The following is a 21,575-nucleotide window of genomic DNA, read 5'->3' as shown; positions in this document are numbered from 1 at the left end:
CCCGGTGCCGGCCGGCCCGGGTCAGGCCTGGCCGCGCAGCAGCAGCGTGAGGAACTCGGCGTTGGACTGGGTCTTGGCCAGCCGCTCCAGCAACTGCTCCGTGGCGGGCTGACCGTTGGCGCCCAGCGCCTTGCGCAGGCGCTGCACGGCGAGCAACTCGTCCGGGTGCAGGATCACGTCGTCGCGACGGGTGCTGGAGCCGTCGATGTCGATGGCCGGGAAGACGCGCCGGTCGGCGAGCTTGCGGTCGAGCTTGAGCTCGGCGTTGCCGGTGCCCTTGAACTCCTCGAAGATCACGGTGTCACCGGTCGAGCCGGTCTCCACCAGCGCCGAGGCGATGATCGTCAGGGAGCCGCCGTTCTCGATGTTGCGCGCCGCGCCGAGCAGCCGCTTCGGCGGGTAGAGCGCGTTGGCGTCGATGCCGCCGGTGAGGATGCGGCCCGAGGCCGGGGCCGCGTTGTTGTAGGCCCGGCCGAGCCGGGTGATGGAGTCGAGCAGCAGGACCACGTCGTGGCCCAGCTCGACCAGCCGCTTGGCCCGCTCGGCGGCGAGCTCGGCGACGCCGGTGTGCTCGTTCGCCGGCCGGTCGAAGGTCGAGGCGATGACCTCGCCCTGCACGGAGCGCTGGATCTCGGTGACCTCTTCGGGCCGCTCGTCGATGAGCAGCACCATGAGGTGGCACTCGGGGTTGTTCTGCGCGATGGCGTTGGCGATTGCCTGCAGCACCATCGTCTTGCCCGCCTTCGGCGGCGAGACGATGAGCGCCCGCTGGCCCTTGCCGATCGGCATGACCAGGTCGATCAGGCGGGTGGTGAGCTGCCGCGGGCCGGTCTCCAGGCGCAGGCGCTCCTGCGGGAACAGCGCGGTCAGCTTGCTGAACTCGGGGCGGTTGCGGGCCCACTCGGGGTCGTTGCCGTGGACCGTGTCCAGCCGGGTGAGGGTCCCCCCGTTGGAGCCGCCGGTGATCGCGTCGCCGTGGCGCAAGCCGTAGCGGCGGACCATCGCGGCCGGGATCGTGACGTCGTCCGGGCCGGGCAGGTAGCTGTCGACCCGCAGGATCATCTTGTCGCGGTACACGTCGACGATGCCGGCGACGTCGCGAGCCTCGCCCGAGGTGGGCAGCTGAGGCTGGTTGCCCGGGCGGCTGTGGTCTCGATTGCGCTGCGCGGAGCGGGTGCGCCGCCGGCCCTGGCTCTGGCCAGAGGGGCTCTGCTTTGTGGTGGTACGTTCCAACACTTCGGTTGGGGCCATATGCGTCCTCCTAAGGACTGTGCGGCCGTTCGGAAAGGAATCTCCCGCGAATCGCGTGTTTGCCGTCTCCCGAGTCGCGTGGTTGCCATCTCCCGATGCCGGCGAACCGGATTGCGCTGCGTGTGCGGTGGCCGCCTGGCTTCCTGCGCGAGAGCGTGACACGCGGTGGCGAAGGGCGTCCCCGGGCGGCAGATCGCCGACTTCCGCGGGACTGGATCGACCGTAACCCGAACGGCAACCGTGGGCAAGCCCTGCGGTGGCGTGGCGCGCTACCGGGCGGCAACCGAACGGGTCCTCGACCGGCACCAGTGCGCCGGTTCCCTGGATGGTGTCAAGGAGCACACCAACCGGGGGGTTGACATGGACACGACGTTTAACACTGTACGCGCCGAGGCCCTCTTCGCCTCCACCCTCCAGGCCTCGCAGGAGCCGACGCCGGCGCAGGTCCGCGCCGCGGTCACCAGCACGCTGCGCCGCCACGGCATCGGCGGCTGCGCGGCCCGGGTCGCGGGCGAGTTCGGCGAGTACCCGGAAACGGCGGCCACGCGCATGGCCTGGGCGCTCGGGATGATCCGTAACGCCTACGAGGATCTCGCCTCCCGTGAGTTCGCCTACGCCGGCTGACCTCGCGGTCCCTTCCGGTGGGACGCGGGTGTTTTCTTCTGCGGCCGACGCGGTATCAGTTGAGTTGTGGACCTTCGCCTGACCGTCGACCTGCCGCGCGACCTCGATCGCATGAACACCCTCCGGCACGTCCTCGACGGGGCGCTGGCCGGGCTGGGCGTCGCCGAACAAGCTCGCACGGACATCGCCCTGATCGTTAACGAAACGTGGGCGAACGTGATCGCTCACGTGCGGGTCGGCGTGGCCTTCCAGGTCCGGGCGACGGTCGACGAGAAGCGATGTGTGATTGAAGTCACGAATCCCGGCGAGTCCGCCGCTGACACTGTCAACGCCCTGACCGCCTCCGGACATTCCCTCCGGGTCGTGCGTTCCCTGGCCGACGAGGTCGACGTGGACAGCGACGGCCTGCTCATGAAGGTGACGAAGCTGCTATGACGCCCTTCGCCGCCGTTGTCGGTGCCACCCCGAGCCCGGACGGTACCGTCACCATCACCGTCTCCGGCGAACTCGACATGACCAGCGCCCCCGAGCTGATCACCGTGCTCCGCGAGGCGATTCACTCGCACGGCCCGTCGCGCGTGGAACTCGACCTGACCGCGGTCACCTTCATGGACTCGACGGGCCTGCAGGTCCTCGTGGCCGCAAACACGGACGTCGGCGGCGGCCTGCACATCACCGGCGCGAGCCCGCCGGTGCGCCGGCTGCTGCAGATCACCGGCGTCCTGTCGGAGTTCGGACTCGCCGATGAAAACACGACCTAACCATTTAGCAACCGAAGGTCCCCGCACCGGCACCTGGACAGGAGTTAGCTGGACCACAGCAGGGAGTTGCCAGCAGGAGGTCTCGACGATGGAGTCAACGTTCGAAGCGGTGCGCGCCGAAGCGCTCTTCGCCTCCGCGCTGCAGATGTCCCAGCGCCCGGTCGCCGCCGACGTGCGGCTGGCCGTGACGGGCACCCTACGGCGGATCGGCGTGCAGGGCTGCGCCGCCAGCATGGCGACGGAGTTCGGCGACCACCCGGACACCGCCATCACCCGGATGCGCTGGGCGCTGCGGATGATCAGGCACGCCTACGCCGAATCATGCACCCCGGAGGTGTTCGCCCGGCCGAAGGCGGCACTCACCTGAGCGTCGCCGCACCCGCCGTCCCCCGGCCCGGCCCGCTCCACCAGCGGCCGGGCCGCTTCGTGTCCGGCCCCTTGGCCCGCCCGCTGGAACTTGGCCCGCCCGCTGGAACTTGGCCCGCCCGCTGAAACCGCAAAGCCCCCGCCGAGGGTGTCTCGGACGGGGGCTTGCTACTCCTTCGGCCGTGAAGCGGGTCTCGGCCTACGACTCGGGGTGCTGGTGTCAGACCGCGCGGATGTTGTCGGCCTGCGGCCCCTTTTGGCCCTGCGTGATCTCAAACTCGACCTTCTGACCCTCGGTCAGCTCGCGGTAGCCGGTGGCCTGGATCGCCGAGTAGTGCGCGAACACGTCGGGCCCACCGTTGTCCTGCGAGATGAAGCCGTAGCCCTTCTCCGAGTTGAACCACTTCACCGTGCCTGATGCCACGTGTAACTCCTTAGCGACGGCGCCCCGATCCGCACCTCACGGATCAATGTTGAAACAGGCACACGCCACGATGGAGACGGTAGCCTGCGCGCTGCGAAAACGCAGCCCCGGTATCGCCATGCGGACCCGATCGACTACCAAACTGAAATGCACACCCGAACCTTTTGAACACTCAGCGTATTGCCCTACTGAACGGCCAGTGATAGAGCGACCAACTTCAACGCTCGGAAGTCGCGTGTTCGGGCAATATCTAGTACAGTCGGCTCAGCTCACGTCGTCCGAACGGTCCGCCGATCGCGGGACGTTCGGTGTGGGGCACCGTCCAGCAGCGGCGGGTCGGCCCCGGTGAGCCTCGCAGGTCTTGCACCGGCGCTCAAGAAACGGGTGCCGAGAGCGATTCCCGACCGGCGTGGCGGCGCTTGCCTTTCTTTACCCTCTCCTGCCGCAGCATCCGTCTGCGCTTCGGCCGCCGCCGGTCACCGCACCAGAAGGGTCGAATCCCGTGACCGTCTCCGTCGACCGTGCCATCGACCGCGCCCTCGCCGAGCACGCCCCGAGCGCCGCCGGCTCCGCCGATCAGAAGGCCACCAGCACCCGCGCCACCGACGCGCAGGCCAGGGCGCTGCTGTCCCTGATGGCCGACCTGCCCGCCGGCCCGGACCGCGACCGCGTCCGCGCCCGGCTGATCGAGCTGTACATCCCGCTCGCCGAGTACCTGGCCCGCCGCTTCCGCAACCGCGGCGAACACTTCGACGACCTGGTCCAGGTCGCCAACCTGGGCCTGATCAAGTCCGTGGACGGCTACGACCCGACCCGCGGCGCCGCGTTCACCAGCTACGCGATCCCGATGATCGTCGGCGAGCTCAAGCGCCACTTCCGCGACAAGGGCTGGGACGTGCGCGTGCCGCGCCGCCTGCAGGAGCTGCGCCTGGAGATCAGCAAGATCTCCGGCGACCTGGCCCAGGACCTGGGCCGCTCCCCGACGGTGACCGACCTCGCCGAGCGCCTGGGCGTGAGCGAGGAGGAGGTCATCGAGGGCCTTGACTGCGGCCAGGCCTACCGCGCGCTCTCCCTGGACGCCCCCGCGGGCGACGGCGGCGAGCCGGGCGCGGCCGGGCTGGGCGACCTGCTCGGCGCCGAGGACCCGGACATGGCGAACGTGGAGAACCGCGAGGCGCTGCGCCCGCTGCTGGCCAAGCTGCCGGATCGCGAGCAGCGGATCATCGCGATGCGCTTCCACGGCAACCTGACCCAGTCGCAGATCGCCGCCGAGCTGGGCATCTCGCAGATGCACGTCTCCCGCCTGCTGGCCGCCGCCCTCCGCACGCTGCGCACCGAGTTGAGCGCCCTCGCCGAGCACTAAGGCGTCGCTCCCTCGCACCGGACCGCGGACCCGGCCTCCCGCCCAGGCCGGGTCCGCCGCTTGCCCACACCGGGCGGCCGCCGCACCGCACAGCGACCAGAACTCTCCGCGATCATGCAGCACCCGCCGCCGACACCAACGGTTTTTCATGATCACGGAGTGTCCATGTACACCCGTGTACCGAAAGTCTCCGCGATCATGGCAAACCCGTGGTGTCGGCGGCGGGTGAAGCATGATCACGGAGACATACGTCCGCCCCGGCCACACCGATCGGATGCTGGCGCGTCCGTCCGGCCGGCCTGAGCGCCGCCGGCCGCAAGCAGACGTTGGCGAGACATCCGTAAACGCCCGGCCGGGGGCGGCGCCGACGACCTCCGTGCCCACCAGCTGCCAGCGACGCCCAACTGCGGTGACCGCCCACCTCCTCCGCCTGACGCCAACCTCCACGATCAGGCGACGGGCACCTGCACGTCGACCCCGGCTCCGCCGCCCGCAGCCTCACACCTGACAGGGTCCGCGCGCCGTCCTCGCAGCCGGCCTTGCGGGCCGCTTTCTCCCGCTGGGCCGCCATTTTCTGGCCCGGCGACAACGCGCGTGGACAAAGCAGCGAAGAATCCGGAGAAAGCCGTGATTCAGACCTATGCCCTGTCGGGCGAAAAATCAGATAAGTCGTGGCGCGGAGCGCCCGACTTATCGAGATCAACAACGCCGCGGCGGGGCGGAAATGCGACAAATCGCGGCGGGCGGCGATCTGCAGAGACGGGCTTCGCCGGCCATCACCTTGCGTCACGAGGATGATGCCGCAAAGGACCGTAGCGGGAGGACGCGATATCGTCACGTCGCAGGGGCCGATGCGATTGCCGATACGGAGAGTGCCTGTGGTGACGGTGGTCGAGCCGGAGACCGGCGACGGCGTCGCCGCTCGCACCGGCCGGGGGGCCCGGGTCGCACGGATCGTGGCCGGGCTGGCGTTGGCCTGGATCGTGCCGCTGGTCGCCCACCCGCTCCGCCTCGATGCCGTCCTGCCCTTGCTGATCCTCGCGGGCACGATGGCCGTGCAGCGGGGGGCCTCCGGGCTCATCGACCGGTTCGTGCTCGCGTGCGCCCAACTGTTCGGCGCCGCCTGTGTTTTCGGGCTGGCGATCACGCTGTGGCCGGGTCACCTGCACCCGACGCTGGTGGCCGGCGTGGCGCTGACCGTCCTGGTGCTCATCGCCGCCGGCACGAACCGACTTAACCGAAATGTCGGAAATGTCCGACGAATCGCGCGCGGGTGCAACGCGCTGCTCGGGCTGGCGTTCGGTGCGGTCGCGCTGGTCTCGCTGGTGCCTTATGCGGCGCGGGACCTCGGCGGGCGGCTCGGGCTGCCGCTGGCCGGCGAGGACATCGCCCGCCACTACCTGATCTTCGACGCCATCGGGCGGACCGGTGGCTACCTCTTCATGCGGCCCGAGCAGCTGCGGCCGTTCGTGCCCGACGAGGAGCTCTCCGGCATCGCGAACTACCCGCAGGGGCTGCACTTCGCCTACGCCGTGGTGGGGCGGTTCGTGTCGTCGTCGACCCGCGACACTACGGCCGGCGCCGCCGTCGACGTCATGGTCTGGCTGCTGGTCGCCACCTTCCTGCTGCTCGCCCTCGCCGTGCTGTGGGCGATCCGCCGGCTGGCCGGGCCCGGCGTGCCGACGCTCCGGCTGCTGCCGGTCTACCTCATCGCCGGGGCCTGGCTGGTGTTCGGCGACCCGGTGACCGTGCTCTCCCGCGGCTACCCGAACGAGCTGGCCGGGCTGGCCTGCGCCGCGGTGCTCACCGCGATCGTCGCGCGCCCGCTCACCCGGATCGGCGAGCAGACCGTGACCGTCGCCCTGCTGCTCGTCGGGACCTCGTTCAGCTACCCGCTCTTCCTGCCCTACGGCGGGCTCGCCGCGCTGTGGTGGATCTGGCAGGCGCGGCTGTGGCGGTTCTGGTGGGGCTGGCTCGCCGCCGCCCTGGTGGCGGTGGTCACCGCGATCGGGCCGCTGACCGCGGTGATCGCCTCGAGCGGCTCACAGCTGCTGCTCAACGGCACGGCCCGGGTGGTCGACCGGCCGGCGACCGCGATCCTGCTCCTGCTGGCCGTGTTCGCCGTGGTGCTGCGCCGCGGGCTGCGCGCACCGAGCCACCGGGCCGCCCTGTTCACGCTGGCCGTGGCGTTCGTCATGGCGGCCGGGCTGGGGCTCTACCAGACCGCCACGATCGGCCGCCCGGTGTACTACTTCGACAAGCTCCTGCACCTGGTGATCGTGGTCAGCCTGGCCGCGCTCGGCGGTCTGGCCCGGTTCCTGCCGGGGCTCGGCGCCGCCGCCCGGGTGGCGGTCGCGCTGCCGATCGTCGCCCTGCTCGCCGTGGCCGGGGGCGAGTGGCACGCCACCCCGGTGGCCCCGGGGGTGAAGCTGGCCCTGGGCAAGGACCGCGGCTCGCCGGAGGCGGCCCGCGACGCGCTGCTGATGGCCCGGATGTTCCCCGACGGGGGCGGCGCGGTGAACGTCGACCTCATGGGCAGCCCATGGCGCAACTGGTCGGCCACCCTGGGCGCGGCCGCGCTGCAGCACCAGTACCGCTACTTCCCGGCGTGGTCCGGGCTGCTGTACCCGGGGTCGGCGGGCAAGGCCAGCACCATCGACGACCTCGACCGGCTGGTGCGCGAGAGCCCGGTGCCGATCCGGTTCTTCGTGCACGACCCACAGGCGAGCCTGCTCGTTGTCGATGCGGAGCACCCGCACCGGCCCAACGTCCGGCCCGGTCAGCCGCTCCCGGTGGCGTTCGGTGACCCGGCCGCGCCGACCAACATCGCGGCCGCTCAGGCGCTGGAAGCGAAATATCCGGGCAAAGTGCAGGTCGTGTACGCTACGCCAGCGAACCCGTGAGGCGGATAACTCATCGTGCAAAGACCCGAGGTCAGCGTCGTCATCCCCACCCGCAACCGCCCCGAGCTGGTGGTGCGGGCCGTGCGCAGCGCCTTGGCCCAGACCGTGCCGGACATCGAGGTCGTGGTCGTGATCGACGGTCCGGACCCGGCGACCGTCGATGCCTTGCGGGCGGTCGGTGACGAGCGGATCCGCCCGGTGGAGCTGCCCTCGTCCGGCGGCGCGCCCAACGCGCGCAACCGGGGCGTCGACCACGCGCGGGCCGACTGGGTGGCGTTCCTCGACGACGACGACGAGTGGCTGCCGGAGAAGCTCGCCACGCAGCTCGAGCGGGCCCGTGCCTCGGGAGTGGCGCTGCCGATCGTGGGTAGCCGGCTCTACATGCGCACGCCCCGAGCCGAGCTCATCATGCCCCGCCGGGTCCCGGCGCCGGGCGAGCCGATCAGCGAGTATCTCGCGGTCCGGCACGGCCTCTTCCACGGTGACGGCTTCATCCAGACCTCGACGATCATGGCGCCGACGGCGCTGCTGCGGAAAGTGCCGTTCGCCGACGGGCTGCGCCGGCTGCAGGAGCTCGACTGGACGCTGCGCAGCCTGCAGGAGGACGGCGTCGACCTGATCTACGCCGAGGAGCCGCTCGTCATCTGGTATGCCGACGAGAACCGCCCGCGGATCAGCTTCGACGCCCCCTGGAAGCAGTCGCTGGAGTGGCTGCACCAGACCCGCCCGCGGGTGACTCCGCGCGCCTATGCGGCGCTCGCGATGAGCGTCGTCGGCTCGATGGCCGCCGCCAGCCGCAGCCCGAAGGTCTTCTTCGGGCTGCTGCGCGAGGCCCGCAGGCACGGCAAGCCCAGCCTCACCGACTACATCACGTTCCTGCAGGTCTGGCTGGTGCCGGCCGGGCCGCGGCGCGTGGTGCGCGACTTCTTCCTCAGCCGCCGACGCACAGGGGCCGACGCCGGATGACCGTTTCCAAGGGCCGCGCGGCGGGCGCCGCCGCGGCCGTCGTGATCGCCCTGCTGGCGGGCGTGCTGGAGTACTCCCGAACGGACTCGATCGGGCAGTCGGCCGAGGCCTTCGCGGCCGGTCTGATCGCGATGGCCGTGGTCGGGCTGGCGCTCAGCCTGCCCGGGATCACGCCGCACGGCCTGGTCCTCGGCGGGCTGTTCACCCTCGCCGGCATCCTGACCTGGACGGCGACCACCCGCCCCGGCATCATCTGGGCGGTCCTCGCGGTCGAGGTGGTCGTGTTCGCGGTGTGGGCGTGGCCGTGGCTGCGCTCGGCCCGCTCGCTGTCGCCGCTGGGCGCGTCGTGGCTCGGCCTGGCGTACTGGATCTTCGGCGTCCTCGGCGCCGTCGGGGTCGCGCACTGGAAGGTGGCCGGGCAGCGGGTCGCCTACGCCGGCGTCTTCACCCTGGCCGTGCTCGCGATCATCGCGCTCACCCGCAGCCCCCGCCGCGGCGGCAAGGACCTCTCGATCGGCATGGCCGCCGCGGTCCTGCTCGGCATCGCCGCGCTGCTGCTGGTCGGCTCCGGCAGCCTCTTCGACAAGGTCCACGCCATCCCCGACAACGCCTCGGCGCGGTTGATGACCGACCGGTTCTGGGGCGGCCAGGGCCTGTTCTACCACCCGAACTCGCTGGCCGGGCTCATGGTCGTGGCCGGCATCCGGATCGGCTTCGACCGCGCGCTGGCCGCCTGGCAGCGCCTCGGCGTGGCCGCGCTCGCCGCGCTGGTGCTCTCGATCAGCGACTCCCGGACCGGCTTCGTCTTCGCCGCCGCGGCCGCCGTCGTGCACCTGGGCCTGGTGCTGTGGCGGCGCAACACCGACGTCGACCGGCTCCCGTCCCGTTCGGCCTGGGTCGCCGCCGCCACGCCGTTCGTGGTGCTGGCCATCGTGGTGACCATCGGCGGGGGGTACCAATTCCTGCTCCGCGACCGGTTCAATGACAACGGGAGCGACGTGACCAGCGGCCGCACCGACACCTGGCGGCAGGTCTGGGTCGACTGGAAGGACGCCGGCCTCGCGGAGAAGGCGTTCGGCGACGCCCGCACCTCGCGGGCGGTGGTCGAGCGGATCAACGACGGCAACCCGCCGGAGGGCCCGCGCCGCCAGCTCAACACCGACAACGCGGCCGTGGGCGCGTTCCGCCGCGGCGGCGTCTTCGGCGCGGCGGCCTTCGTCGTGGGCCTGGCCCTGCTGCTGTGGCACGCGCTGCGCCGCCGCCGTGACGGCACGCTACCCGCGGCCTGGTTCACCATCGGCGCGCTGGCCGTGGTGCCGACGATCGCCACGGAGGACTGGCTGATCGGCGGCACCAACGGCGCGATCTGGCTGCTGCTGGCGGCCGGCGAGGCGCGCACGATCCTGCGCCGCGAGGAGCCGGCGGAGGCACCCGAGCCGGCCCCGCAGCCCGAGCCGGCGGTCTCCTAGCCGGCCGTAGGGTGCAAATCAGGTGCGAATCGGGTGCGGGGCGCCGCCCACGCAGACGGTCACACTAGACAAAATGGTGTGACACCACCGGCGCCACTCCCCCGAGTCCTGTTCGTGGACGACGAGCCAAACCTGCTGGACGCGTTCAAACGCCAGTTGCGGCGCGAGTTCTCCGTGGAGACCGGGGTGGGCGCCACCAACGGCATGGTCACCCTGGGCCGGGCCGGGCCGTTCGACGTCATCGTCTCCGACTTCCTGATGCCGGGCATCAACGGCGCCGAGTTCCTGGCGATGGTGCGCAAGGCCGCGCCGCTCGCCACGCGCGTGCTGCTCACCGGCCACGCCAGCCTGGAGGGCGCGGCGGCCACGGTCAACGAGGGCCAGGTGTTCCGCATCCTGCTCAAGCCGGTCGACACCGAGGTCATGGTCAACACGCTGCACGAGTGCGTGGCCCACCACCGGCGCCTGGTCTCCGAGCGGGAGCTGCTGGAGCAGACGCTGACCGGCAGCGTCAAGGCGCTCACCGACGTGCTGTCCCTGGCCAGCCCCACCGGCTTCGGCCGGGCCACCCGGATGCGCCGGCTCGCGACCCGCCTGCTCGACAAGATCGAGGTGGACGAGCGCTGGCCGATCGAGCTCGCGGCGATGCTGTCCCAGCTCGGGGTGATCACCCTGCCGCCGGTCGTCCTGGCCAAGGTCGAGGCCGGCGAGCCGCTCAGCGAGGCCGAGCATGCCATGATCGACCAGATGCCCGACGTGGCGGAAAGCCTGCTGTCGCCCATCCCGCGGATGGCACCGGTGGTCGAGGCGATCCGCTTCTCCCGCCGCGGGTATGACGGCTCCGGTCCCCCGCAGGAGGCCGCCGCCGCCGGGGAGGGCATCCCGCTCGGCGGCCGGATCCTGCGGCTGGTGGAGGACTTCGACGAGCTCACGGCGAGCGGGATGGGCTCGACCGAGGCGCAGTTCCAGCTGGAGAACCGGTCCGGCCGCGACTACGACCCGCGGCTGCTGGACGCGCTGGGCTCGGTCCTCAACGACGACGACGGGGCAGAGGTGCGGCCCGCGCTGATCGCCGACCTGACCCCGGGCACCGTGCTCGGCGCGCCGGTGCGCACCCGGTCGAGAAAGCTCCTGCTCGCCGCGGGTCAGGAGATCACGCCCAGCCTGATCATCCGGCTGCGGAACCTCGCCGCGACCGACGACCCGGTCGCCGAGCCGCTCATCATCCGGACCTAATCACCGCACCGGCCGCACACCGGCCGCAGGTCGCGCTCCACGAACGCGTGCGCCTGCGCGACCGCCGAGGCGACGTCGTGGGCGCCGGCCGGCGGGGCCGGCGAGCCGTGCCCGGCGACCGCGTCGGTCACCACGCCGCTCAGGCCCCACAGGCCCAGCAGGCGGGCGCCGATCTCGCCGTGGCCGAGGCCGAACCGGTCGACCTCGAGGTCGGCCAGCGGCTCCTCCTCCGGCCGCCAGGCGCCGAGCACCTCGGCGAAGGCGGCGGGACGGGACGAGGCGAGCACCAGCTGGCCGATCTCGTGCAGCAGGCCGGCGACGAACGCGTCGCCCGCCCATTCCTCCCGGCCGGCGAGCCGGCGGGCCACCCGCGAGGTCTCGACGGCGTGCACCGTCATCCGGTCGATCCAGTTGCCCGGCATGACCGCCGCCGGGTCGAGCATGCGCACCAGGTCGTGCATCAGAACCAGGCCGCGGACCGTCTGCAGGCCGAGCAGCGACACGGCATGCGCGACGTGGACGATCGGGCGGGGCAGCGCATACGTCGAGGAGTTGACCAGGTGCAGGATCTTCGCCGCGACGGCCGGGTCCCGCTCGATCACGTCGGCGATCGAGGCGGCCGAGGAGGTCTCCGAATCCAGCACCTCGATCAGCTCGTGCAGCGACCGCGGCGGGCTCGGCAGGGCGTCGATCAGCTCGAGGTCGCGGCCCGCCGGGCGGTCGGTGCCGTGCTCCGCGTCGCGGACCAGCTGCTCGATCGTGCCGACGATCTGGTCCTCGGCGCTGGGCTTGTTGAGGAACCGGTGCGCGAGCATCATGACCTTCACGAGGCTGTTCTCGTCGGTCTGGCCGGACAGGATCACCCGCGCGGTGCCGGGGTGCCGCTCGCGGACGTGCTGGAGCAGCGCCGCGCCGTCCATGACCGGCATCCGGTAGTCGCTGAAGATCACGTCGCACGGCCGCTGGTCGAGGATGGTCAGCGCCTCCGCCCCGCTGTCGGCGAAGGACATGTCCCAGCGGTGCCGGTGCGCCCGCAGCATGCGGCGCAGGCCGCTGAGGATGTGTGGATCGTCGTCGACGAAGACGATGTGCGGCCGGTGGTTCATCGGCCCGCCTCCACCAGCTCCGCGGTCCGGGCCGCGGCGCCGACGATGGGCATCCGCACCGTGAAGACGGTGCCGGCGCCCGGCTCGGTGGTGAACCCGATATGACCGCCGTGCCGCTCCACCACGAGGGTCCGCACCAGCGACAGGCCCTGGCCGGTGCCGGTGCCGACCTCCTTCGTGGTGAAGAAGGGGTCGAAGACCTTGTCGGCGATCTCGGCCGGGATGCCCGTGCCGGTGTCGGCCACCTCGATCACCGCTTGCCCGTCGGCGACCCGGGTGCTCACCCGGATCACCCCGCGCCCCCGGTCCGCGGCGGCGATGGCATGGGCGGCGTTCACCACCAGGTTGAGGATGACCTGGTTGATGTCGCTGAGGTGGCAGCGCACCGGCGGCAGATCGGCGAGGTCGAGCTCGACGTCGGCCACGTACTTGACCTCGTTGTTGGCGACCACGAGGGTGTTGACGATCGCCTGATTGATGTCGGCCTCGGACTTCTCCTCCGTGCCGGGATGCCCGAAGGCCTTCATGGCCTGGACGATCTTCGCCACGCGGGCGACGCCTTCGAGCGTCTGGGAGACCGCCGCCGGCACCTCCTCCAGGAGGAAGTCGATGTCCGCCCCGGCCGCGACCGTCTCCACCTCGCGCAGCGGCCCGGCCGTGTCGGTTCCGGCCCCGACGGCGCCGGCCAGCACCGCGTACGCCGCGCAGAGCTGCTGCAGATCGGCGAAGGCGTCGCGCAGGAACCGCACGTTGTCGCCGACGAACTGGACCGGCGTGTTGATCTCGTGCGCGATGCCGGCCGCGAGCCGGCCCACCGACTCGAGCTTCTGCGCGTGGCGCAGTTCCAGCTCCAGCCGCTCCCGCTCCGAGACGTCGCGCGCATACACCACCAGGCTGTGCGAGCCGTCGTGCTCGGTGACCCGCTCGGCCATCACGTCCACGTCGGTCCACTCGGCGGCCTTGCCGGTGGGGATCCGGCAGCGGACCGGCTGCCGGCTCGCGCCGCCCGGCGCGGGCAGCACCTCGGCGATGTCCGTGAGGCTCAGCAGCGTGCACAGGTCGCCGCCGGTCAGCAGCACGCCGTCGCGGCCGAGCAGCTGCCGGGCGGCCGGGTTGACGAACCGCACGATCCCCGCGTCGCTGGCCAGGATGACGGCGTCGGGCGAGTTCTCCACCACGACGCTCAGCCGGGAACGCAGCAGCAGGTTGTCCAGCGCCAGCGCGACCTCGTCGGCCAGCGTGGTGAGCAGGCCGGACGGGTCGTCGGCGCGCCGGTCGAAGACCAGCGCGAGCAGGCCGAACACCTTGCCCTCCATGGCCAGCGGGGCGAGGACGGCCCGGTCGGCCGGGCGCAGCCCGACCGCCTCGGCCAGCGCCCGGGCGTCGGCGCCGCGCAGTTGCGCCGGCCCGTCGCCGGCCAGCACGCCGCGCACCCCGGGCGGCAGGGCGTCGATGCGCGACCACAGCTCGTCGCTGTTGGCCTGGCTCGCCGCCTCCGCGGCGCCGCGCCGGCGGGCCCGCGCCGCCACGCGCAGGGACGGGCCGTTGACGGTGGCGATCATGGCGTCCGCGTCGCTCGTCATGTCGACGGCGGCCTGGACCGCCACCTGCATCGCCTCGGCCCGGGTGGCCGCCGCGGCCAGGCGGGCGCCGGCGGCGGCCGCGGTCCGGGCCCGCCCGGCGGCGATGTCGCCGGCGCGGGCGGCGCCGGCCAGCGCGTGCGCGGCGGCCAGGACGGCCAGCGCGATGACCACCGACCGCGCCGTGGGCAGCGCGCCCACGCCGGCGATCGGCACGCCGGCGGCGAGGATCGCGGTCACCATCCCGGCGCCGAGCGCCCTCCCCGGCAGGCCGCCGTAGAGCGCGCGAGCGCCGACCCACAGGTACAGCACCACGGCCGGGACGGCGTAGTGCGACGCCCACGCGGCCAGGAACAGCGCGCCGCCCTCGATCAGCCAGCTCCAGGCCGGGAAGCCACGGCGGCGGAAGCCGATGCAGAGCCACGCCTGGGTGGCGACGACGGCCGCGATCGCCGCCCGCTCACCGGGAGTACCCCCCAAACCCCACAACGCGGCCAGGGATCCGGCCACGCAGATCGCCATGAACAGCGCCCGCAACTGCCCCACCATCATCTCGCTCCTCCCCCTCCGCCCAGGTCTCCTGCCTCGGCGATGCCCAGGTCTGCCGCCTCGGCGATGCCAAGATCTGCCGCCTCGGCGATGGCCAGGTCGAGGGTCAGGACCTTGCCGATGGCGATCGCGGCCCGCAGCCGCTCGCCGCCCAGCGCGGTCTCCAGCGCGGCGCGCGTGGACCGCCGCTGCTCGGCGATGGCGGCCGGCACCGGCAGCCGGTGCCGGTCCCGCAGGGCCTCGGCCGCGCCCAGCAGCCGGGCGGCCAGCTCCGGCCGGGCGGCAACGCCCAGGATGCCCAGCGTGTCCAGCGACACCGCGAGATCCTCCCGGTCGCCGACCTGGTGCCGCAGCACCAGCCCCTGGTAGGTCAGCGCGACCGCGGTGGCCTCGTCGCCGGTGAGCCGGGCCGCCTCGCCGAGGTGGTGCAGGGCCATCGCCTCGCCGAAGGCGTCGCCGAGCCGGCGGCTGAGCTCCAGGCTCTCCTGCAGGGCCTCCCGCGCGCCGGGGACGTCGCGGCGGGCCAGCATGATCTCGCCCACGCAGGACAGGCCGATCTGGATGCCGCGGGTGTTGCCGACGCTGCGGTCGAACGCCAGGCAGTGCGCCGCGTGCTCGCTGGCCGCCTCGACGTGCCCGAGGCGCAGGGCGACCTTGGTGAGGTTCCCGTGCGCCATGGCCATGCCGAGCGGGTCGTCGAGCCGCTGCCAGGTCTCCAGGCAGCGGTGGAAGTAGCCGTCGGCGGCCTCGTAGTCGCCGGCGCCGAGCGCGGCGATGCCCAGCGCGTTGCAGGCGTGGGCCTGGGCCGGTCGGTCGCCGGCCCCGGTCGCCTCGGTCAGGCTCTCGCCGGCCAGCGCGGTGGCGGCCTCGTGCTCGTCCTGCGCGGCGGCGAGGACCGCGGCGGCGTGCAGCAGGCGGGCGCGGGTGAGCGCGTCGAGGCCCGTGGCGAGGGAGCAGGCGACGGCCAGCCGCTCGCGGCCCTCGCCGAGGTGGTCGCCGTTGCGCCAGTACCGCCACAGCCCGAGCGCCATCGTGGCCACCTCCGCGGCCCGTCCGGCCTCGGCCAGCAGCGTGTAGCTCGCCCGCAGGTTGGCGTACTCCCGCGCGATCTGCGCCATCGCCGCGCCCTGGTCGGGCCCGGTGAGCCGGGTGCCGCACGCGTCGGCCATCGCGACGTAGAGCTCGGTGTAGCGGCCCTCGAGCTCGGGCCGGCGCGGGTCGGCGCGCAGCAGTTCCGCCGCATACACGCGGATGGTCTCCAGCATGCGGTACCGCGCCTCGCCCTCGCCGTCCGGTTCGGCCTGCACGAGGCTCTTGTCAACCAGCGCGGTCAGCATGGCCCGCACGTCCTCGGGCGGCCCGCCGTAGACGTGCGCGGCGGCGTCCAAGCGGCACCCGCCGGTGAACGCGCCGAGCGCGGTGAACAGCGCCAGTGCGTCGGGCGACAGCAGCGACAGGCTCCAGCCGATCGCGTTGCGCAGGGTCTGCTGCCGCCCGGGCAGGTCCCGCGGCCCGTGGTCGAGCACGTCGAGCCGGTCGGTCAGCTGGGCGAGCATCTGCGCGGGGCTCAGCGTGTCGCTGCGCGCGGCGGCCAGCTCGATCGCCAGGGGCAGGCCGTCGAGGCGTTGGCAGAGCTCGATCGTCGCGGTCAGGTTCTGCTCGGTGAGGCTGAAGTCGTACGTGGCGGCCAGGGCCCGGACCTGGAACAGGGCCAGCGCCGGGGAGCTCGCCAGCGCGGCCGCCACCGCCGCCGGACCGGCCGGCAGCGTGGCCGGATCGGGCAGCGGCAGCGGGGGCACCGGGAAGATCCGCTCGCCGTAGAGCGAGAGCCGCTCCCGGCTGCTCACCAGCACCCGCAGCCCGGGCGCGGCGCCGAGCAGCTCGCTGATCACCGGCGAGGCGTCCAGCACCTGCTCGAAGTTGTCGACCACGAGCAGCACGGACTGCTCCGCGATCTCCTCGGCCAGGGTGGTCATGAGCGGCTGGTACGGCACCTCGGCGACCTGGAAGGCGCCGGCCAGCGCCTGCACCACCATCTCCCGGGTGGTCGCCTCGGCGAGCGGGGCGAACACCACGCCGTCGGCGAAGGAGTCGGCCACCGCCGAGCCCACCGCGAGCGAGAGCCGGGTCTTGCCGATCCCGCCGGGGCCGGTCAGCGTGACCAGACGCCCGGCGGTCAGCAGCCGCGCCACCTGGGCGGTCTCCTGCTGCCGGCCGACCAGCTCGGTGAGCGGCTGCGGGACGCGGCGGCGGGGCTTGAGCTGCCGCTGCAGGATCTCGGGGGCGATCGTCCAGCCGTTGGTGCCGGCGGCGACCAGCCCGCCGCGCGCGGTGAGGCGGTCCAGCTCCTTGTGGACCCGGGCGGGCATGCCGCCGCACTGGGAGGCGAGCCAGTCGATCAGGTGCGGGCTCGGCTCGCCCTGCAGGTGCAGGCGCAGCCAGACCCGCAGCGCCGCGGTGGACCACGGCAGCAGCTCGGCGTCGTCGACCGCGGGCAGGTCGAGATCGAGGCCGGGGTCGGCCCAGCCGTCGGCGCCGTACACCACGCCGACGACCGCGTCGGGCTGCTCGGCGTGCAGCGCGCGGACCAGCTCGGCGGCCCGTGGTCCCTCGCCGCGGTCGGCCACGACCAGCACCGGCGTGGGGCCGGCGGGCAGGGCCGGCGCGCCGGCGTCCGCGGCCACGACCTGGAAGCCGCGCAGCCGGCCCAGCTTCACCACCTCGGCCAGGAAGCGGGTGTATCCCGCGCCCCGCTCGCCGGTGACGCGCAGCGCGGCGCTGGACCGCGCGAGCAGGCGGTTGAGCAGCTCCTGCACCGATGAGAGCGGAATGTCCCGCTCCAGCAGCCGGGACGAGACGGCCTGCTCGCCGCCCTCGACGTCGTCGGCGACGGCGCACGCCCGGCCGCGCCGCTTCGCCAGGTAGTTGCGCCGGTCGGCGCACTGCATGAGCGCGTCGCCGTCGGCGCCGTCCTCGGGGAAGGAGGCGACGCCGAGGCTGACGGAGACCGTCAGGGGCGGTTCGCCGGGGTACGGCGTGCCGCGGACCCCGTCCACCAGCCGCAGCGCCACCCGCACCGCGTCGGCCTTGCCGGTGTCGGGCAGGAGCAGGACGAACTCGTCTCCGCCGTACCGGAACAGGGCGTCGTAGCTGCGCACGAGCCCGTTGACCCGCTCGACGAGCTGCTTGAGCACCTCGTCGCCGCGCTGGTGGCCGTACGAGTCGTTGATGCTCTTGAAGTAGTCGACGTCGAACAGGAACAGCGAGCAGCCGACCCCGCTGCGGGTCGCGCGCCCGAGTTCCTCGGTCAGCCGATGGACCAGCAGCGCGCGCGAGTACGCGCCGGTCAGCGGATCGGTGATCGACTGACCGAGGTCCGGCCGTTCGTCCTGCATTACCAAGGTCCATTCGCCCGATACGTCCACAGCACGGGCCCATCGGCAGCCGCGGACGGTTCCTGAGCGCGACGACGGCGATCACAACGGCGGCGCAACGGCCGTGTCGTCCCACCGGTCGGAGCCGGCTCACCGGTCGACCATTCCGCCACCCATCATATTCACTCTTCGTAGTCGCGCGGTCATGCTTCGTAGCGAAATGAAACCGAAGGAGCCTGCATGACCCCGAAGATCTCCCCGTCCCGCGGCGGCGCGCTGCTGCTCGGCGGCGCGCTTGCCGTGCTGGCCACCGCCGTGGCACCGGGTGTCGCCGCCGCGGCACCGGGCAACGACGCGGCGCCCGGCTACAACCGGTCGCAAGGCCGCGACGCCTCACCGGGGCACCGGGGGAACCCGCGCTGGCGCTACGACACCACGGCGAGCACGACCGTCGCGGAGGCGGCCAGCGCCGTCGGCGCCGACCGCCTCTGGGCGGACGGTGTGACCGGCCGCAACGTGGGCGTGGCGCTCGTCGACACCGGCGTCGTCCCGGTCGACGGGCTGCGCGGCACCAACGTCGTCAACGGGCCGGACCTGTCGGTGGAGAGCCAGAGCGACGCGCTGCGGCACCTCGACACCTACGGCCACGGCACGCACCTGGCCGGCATCATCGCCGGCAACGACTCCCGCACCGGCTTCCGCGGCATCGCCCCCGACGCCACGCTCACCTCGGTGAAGGTCGGCGCCGCGAACGGGGCGAGCGACGTCTCCCAGGTGATCGCCGCGATCGACTGGGTGGTCGAGCACCGCAACGACGATCCCCGCCGGCCGATCCGGGTGCTCAACCTGTCCTACGGCACCGACGGTGTCCAGAGCTACCAGATCGACCCGCTGACCCACGCGGTGGAGAACGCCTGGCGGGCCGGGATCGTGGTCGTGGTCGCGGCCGGCAACGGCGGCACCGATCGGCCGGCGCTGAACAACCCGGCGACCGACCCCTACGTGATCGCGGTCGGCGCGGCCGACACGGCGGGCACCGCGAACACCGCGGACGACACCGTCGCCGACTTCAGCAGCGCCGGTACCGCGTCCCGCCGGGTCGACCTCGTCGCGCCCGGCCGCTCGATCGTCTCCCTGCGCGACCCCGGCAGCTACGCCGACACCGAGTCGCCGGACGCCCGGGTGGGCGACCGGCTGTTCAAGGGCAGCGGCACCTCCCAGTCCGCCGCCGTCGTCTCCGGCGCCGCCGCGCTGCTGCTGCAGCAGCGCCCCGAGCTGACCCCGGACCAGGTCAAGGCGCTGCTCGTCGGCACGGCGCGGCAGCTGCCGAAGGCCGGCCCGGCGGCCGGCGCGGGCGAGCTGAACCTCGGCCAGGCGGCGCGCGCGAAGCGGCCGGCCGCGGTGCAGACCTGGCCGGCGAGCACCGGCGTCGGTTCGCTGGAGGCGGCCCGCGGCAGCTGGCACCTCTCCGCCGGCGACGCCGTGCTGACCGGCGAGAACGACCTCTTCGGCCCGTTCAACACGGCCGCCTGGGCCAAGGCCAGCTCCGCCGGCACGGCGTGGGTCGGCGGCACCTGGATGGGCCGGCGCCTCACCGGCTCCGGCTGGAGCGCCGCCTCCGCCTCCTACCCGGCGTGGTCGGGCTACACCTGGTCCGGCTACACGTGGTCCGGTTACACCTGGTCCGGCGACTCGTGGGCGGGTTACACCTGGTCTGGGTACACCTGGTCGGGTTACACGTGGTCCGGGTACACCTGGTCCGGTTATACGTGGTCCGGCTACACCTGGTCCGGCGACGTCTGGGCGGCGGACGTCTGGGGCGACTGACCGTCAGGACTTGGGCCGGATCGCATAGGTCACCGAGCCGTGCGTCTGCGGGTTCCACTGGGGCGGGATGTAGAACCAGCATCCGATCGGTGGATCCACGCAGACCACGGCGTCGACCGAGTCGACCGGCGGCGCCGGCAGGTCGGGCTGCAGCGACTGCAGCGACACCAGGTCGTCCCCGCGCAGCAGGACCCACCAGGGGTACTCCCACGTGTTGTACCCCTGCACGATCCCGACCCGCTTCGCGCCCGACGCCCGCACCGCGTCGGCGGCCCACCGGTAGTCGGTGCCCCACTCCGGCCGGCGGATGAACCGCTCGTCCTGGTCGCTGGTGGTGAACACCGAGCCGTGCCCGACCAGCCGGCGCGGCCAGCCGTAGGACACCGCGAACGCGCCGGCCACCGCGCCGGCGGACAGCGCCAGCACGGTCACCCCGGCGACCACCCGCCGACCGACCGAGATCAGGCTGTCGGCCCACAGCGCGGCCAGCGGGGTGCCCAGCAGGATCAGGAACACGACCAGCCGGTTGCCCCAGGGCTGCCACTTCACCGTCACCACGTAGGCGAGGACGGCGAGCCAGAACACCGCCGCGTAGAGGCGGGCCGGCGAGCGGCGCCACAGCAGCACGGCCGCGCCGATGAGGATGAAGGCGCCCTGCACGGGGAACGAGACGCGGTCCTCGTCCGGCGGCCAGGACTCGTAGGGGTAGGTCGCGCCCCAGTAGGTGATGTCCCGCGCGGACGGGTCGACGCCGAGGGCGTGGGCGAGGCCGACGATCGCGCCCGAGCCGACCGGGCCGGCCGGGGTCTGCAGCGCCGTCTCGGTGATGCGCAGCGCGTTGACGAGCACCGAGGCCGGGTCGTGGCGCTGCATCGAGATCGAGTCGCGCAGGTGGCTCGGGCCGAGCGGGTTGCTGTAGGTGGTCTGCACCCGCCACAGGTACGGCCCGGCGATCAACGCCATCACCCCGGCGACGATCGCGGCACCGGCCACGGCCCGCCAGATCGGGCGCTGCCTGACCTGCGCGCCGAACCAGAGCAGGAGCAGCGGGCCCACCGCGAGCAGGCCGGTCGCCTTGGTCAGCAGGGTCAGCCCGGCCGCCGCGCCCAGCAGCAGCATCGCCGGCCACGCCGTGCGCCGGCGCAGCTCGTCGAGGACGAGGGTGGCCACGCTGCCGACCCAGAGCGCGACCACCAGGTCGGTCTGGGTGCTGGTCGCCTCCAGCACGACGATGGGAGTGGTACCGAAGACCAGCGCGGCGATCAGCTGCGCGCGCCGGGAGCCGCCGAGCTGCGCGGCGATCCGCGACGCGATGATCGCGCCGCCGATGCCGGCGGCGAGCTGGAGCAGGTTGTAGAGCCCGTCGCCGCCGGTGAGCAGGCGCAGGTGCAGCAGCAGGTACTCCGCGCCGGGCGCCATGGCCAGCTGCCGGTCGATGACGGTCGGGTAGAACCCGACGCCGCCCTGCGCCACCCAGTGCTCGATCTTGGGCAGGTGATAGGTCTGCGAGTCGAAGTTGTTCGGCGGCGCCAGGACCGCGACGAGCAGGTCGGCCAGCAGCATCGCGCCGAGGAACCCGGCGACCACCCGTTCGGACCGCGCGGCCTTGCGCCAGGCCTCCGGCACCATCCGGACAATTCCGAAAAGCCGCTTATATCCGAAAAATCCGATCGCCAGCGCGGCCGCGACCCACAGCGCGATGATCGCGGCGCGATTGAGCAGGCCAACCGCCGACAACAGCTCGACGAGCAGCACCCCGGCGCCGCCGAACACCAC

The 21,575-nt window shown here is 72.8% G+C and carries 15 protein-coding genes and 1 pseudogene; 10 read left to right on the top strand and 6 right to left on the bottom strand.

Annotated features, from left to right (window positions below; all coding sequences use genetic code 11):
- Window positions 1–21 precede the first annotated feature (21 nt).
- Window positions 22–1,200, bottom strand: a pseudogene (gene rho / locus ACQPXD_RS02125) (transcription termination factor Rho); the annotation flags it as partial.
- A 216-nt stretch (window positions 1,201–1,416) separates the two neighbouring features.
- Between rho and ACQPXD_RS02120 the strand changes: the two are divergent.
- The 4 genes from ACQPXD_RS02120 (at window position 1,417) to ACQPXD_RS02105 (ending at window position 3,003) form a co-directional block, all read left to right on the top strand.
- A complete protein-coding gene (locus ACQPXD_RS02120; RefSeq protein WP_432834261.1) occupies window positions 1,417–1,875 on the top strand; it encodes a hypothetical protein in 459 nt (152 codons plus the stop codon).
- Window positions 1,876–1,941: 66 nt separating this feature from the next.
- Window positions 1,942–2,310: an ATP-binding protein gene (locus tag ACQPXD_RS02115; RefSeq protein ID WP_432834259.1), complete on the top strand. Its 369-nt coding sequence runs from the start codon at window positions 1,942–1,944 to the stop codon at window positions 2,308–2,310.
- Window positions 2,307–2,636, top strand: coding sequence for an STAS domain-containing protein (locus ACQPXD_RS02110; RefSeq protein ID WP_432834257.1), 330 nt, complete (start codon window positions 2,307–2,309; stop codon window positions 2,634–2,636). Before ACQPXD_RS02115 ends, ACQPXD_RS02110 begins: the two co-directional genes overlap by 4 nt.
- Window positions 2,637–2,724: 88 nt before the next feature.
- Entirely contained in the window at window positions 2,725–3,003 is a 279-nt protein-coding gene (locus tag ACQPXD_RS02105) for a hypothetical protein (RefSeq protein ID WP_432834255.1), read from the top strand.
- A 219-nt stretch (window positions 3,004–3,222) separates the two neighbouring features.
- On the opposite strand, the gene ACQPXD_RS02100 is transcribed toward ACQPXD_RS02105, so the two are convergent.
- Window positions 3,223–3,426: a cold-shock protein gene (locus ACQPXD_RS02100; protein ID WP_190251213.1), complete on the bottom strand. Its 204-nt coding sequence runs from the start codon at window positions 3,424–3,426 to the stop codon at window positions 3,223–3,225.
- Window positions 3,427–3,928: 502 nt separating this feature from the next.
- Between ACQPXD_RS02100 and ACQPXD_RS02095 the strand changes: the two genes are divergently transcribed.
- The 5 genes from ACQPXD_RS02095 to ACQPXD_RS02075 all read left to right on the top strand — a co-directional run bounded on the left by ACQPXD_RS02095 (window position 3,929) and on the right by ACQPXD_RS02075 (window position 11,363).
- Entirely contained in the window at window positions 3,929–4,789 is an 861-nt protein-coding gene (locus tag ACQPXD_RS02095; RefSeq protein ID WP_432834253.1) for an RNA polymerase sigma factor SigF, read from the top strand.
- An 881-nt stretch (window positions 4,790–5,670) separates the two neighbouring features.
- Window positions 5,671–7,692 (top strand): hypothetical protein, encoded by a 2,022-nt coding sequence (locus tag ACQPXD_RS02090; protein ID WP_432834251.1) that lies wholly within the window; start codon window positions 5,671–5,673, stop codon window positions 7,690–7,692.
- Between the two features lie 15 nt (window positions 7,693–7,707).
- Window positions 7,708–8,658, top strand: a complete 951-nt coding sequence (locus ACQPXD_RS02085) for a glycosyltransferase family 2 protein (protein ID WP_432834249.1) — start codon at window positions 7,708–7,710, stop codon at window positions 8,656–8,658.
- A complete protein-coding gene (locus ACQPXD_RS02080; protein WP_432834247.1) occupies window positions 8,655–10,127 on the top strand; it encodes a hypothetical protein in 1,473 nt (490 codons plus the stop codon). Before ACQPXD_RS02085 ends, ACQPXD_RS02080 begins: the two co-directional genes overlap by 4 nt.
- A 114-nt stretch (window positions 10,128–10,241) precedes the next feature.
- Window positions 10,242–11,363, top strand: coding sequence for an HD domain-containing phosphohydrolase (locus tag ACQPXD_RS02075; protein ID WP_432834245.1), 1,122 nt, complete (start codon window positions 10,242–10,244; stop codon window positions 11,361–11,363).
- Here the strand turns inward: ACQPXD_RS02075 and ACQPXD_RS02070 are convergent.
- The 3 genes from ACQPXD_RS02070 to ACQPXD_RS02060 are packed head-to-tail and all read right to left on the bottom strand — an operon-like array spanning window position 11,360 to window position 17,993.
- Entirely contained in the window at window positions 11,360–12,469 is a 1,110-nt protein-coding gene (locus ACQPXD_RS02070) for an HDOD domain-containing protein (RefSeq protein ID WP_432834243.1), read from the bottom strand. The genes ACQPXD_RS02075 and ACQPXD_RS02070 overlap by 4 nt on opposite strands.
- Window positions 12,466–14,601: an ATP-binding protein gene (locus tag ACQPXD_RS02065; protein WP_432834241.1), complete on the bottom strand. Its 2,136-nt coding sequence runs from the start codon at window positions 14,599–14,601 to the stop codon at window positions 12,466–12,468. Before ACQPXD_RS02065 ends, ACQPXD_RS02070 begins: the two co-directional genes overlap by 4 nt.
- Window positions 14,598–17,993 (bottom strand): diguanylate cyclase, encoded by a 3,396-nt coding sequence (locus ACQPXD_RS02060; protein WP_432834239.1) that lies wholly within the window; start codon window positions 17,991–17,993, stop codon window positions 14,598–14,600. Before ACQPXD_RS02060 ends, ACQPXD_RS02065 begins: the two co-directional genes overlap by 4 nt.
- A gap of 219 nt (window positions 17,994–18,212) precedes the next feature.
- On the opposite strand from ACQPXD_RS02060, the gene ACQPXD_RS02055 reads away from it, so the two are divergent.
- Window positions 18,213–19,799 carry a S8 family serine peptidase gene (locus ACQPXD_RS02055; protein ID WP_432834237.1) on the top strand — a complete coding sequence of 529 codons (1,587 nt, stop codon included), beginning with the start codon at window positions 18,213–18,215 and terminating at the stop codon, window positions 19,797–19,799.
- 3 nt (window positions 19,800–19,802) lie between these two features.
- Here the strand turns inward: ACQPXD_RS02055 and ACQPXD_RS02050 are convergent, their stop codons facing one another.
- Complete coding sequence (locus ACQPXD_RS02050; protein WP_432834235.1) at window positions 19,803–21,428, bottom strand: hypothetical protein; 1,626 nt, start codon at window positions 21,426–21,428, stop codon at window positions 19,803–19,805.
- Between the last annotated feature and the right edge of the window lie 147 nt (window positions 21,429–21,575).

The organism is Dactylosporangium sp. CA-092794, assembly GCF_050948465.1.
Classification (GTDB): Bacteria; Actinomycetota; Actinomycetes; order Mycobacteriales; family Micromonosporaceae; genus Dactylosporangium.
The sequence above is the reverse complement of the archived record's forward strand: the minus strand, read 5'-3'. Positions and strand labels throughout refer to the sequence as shown.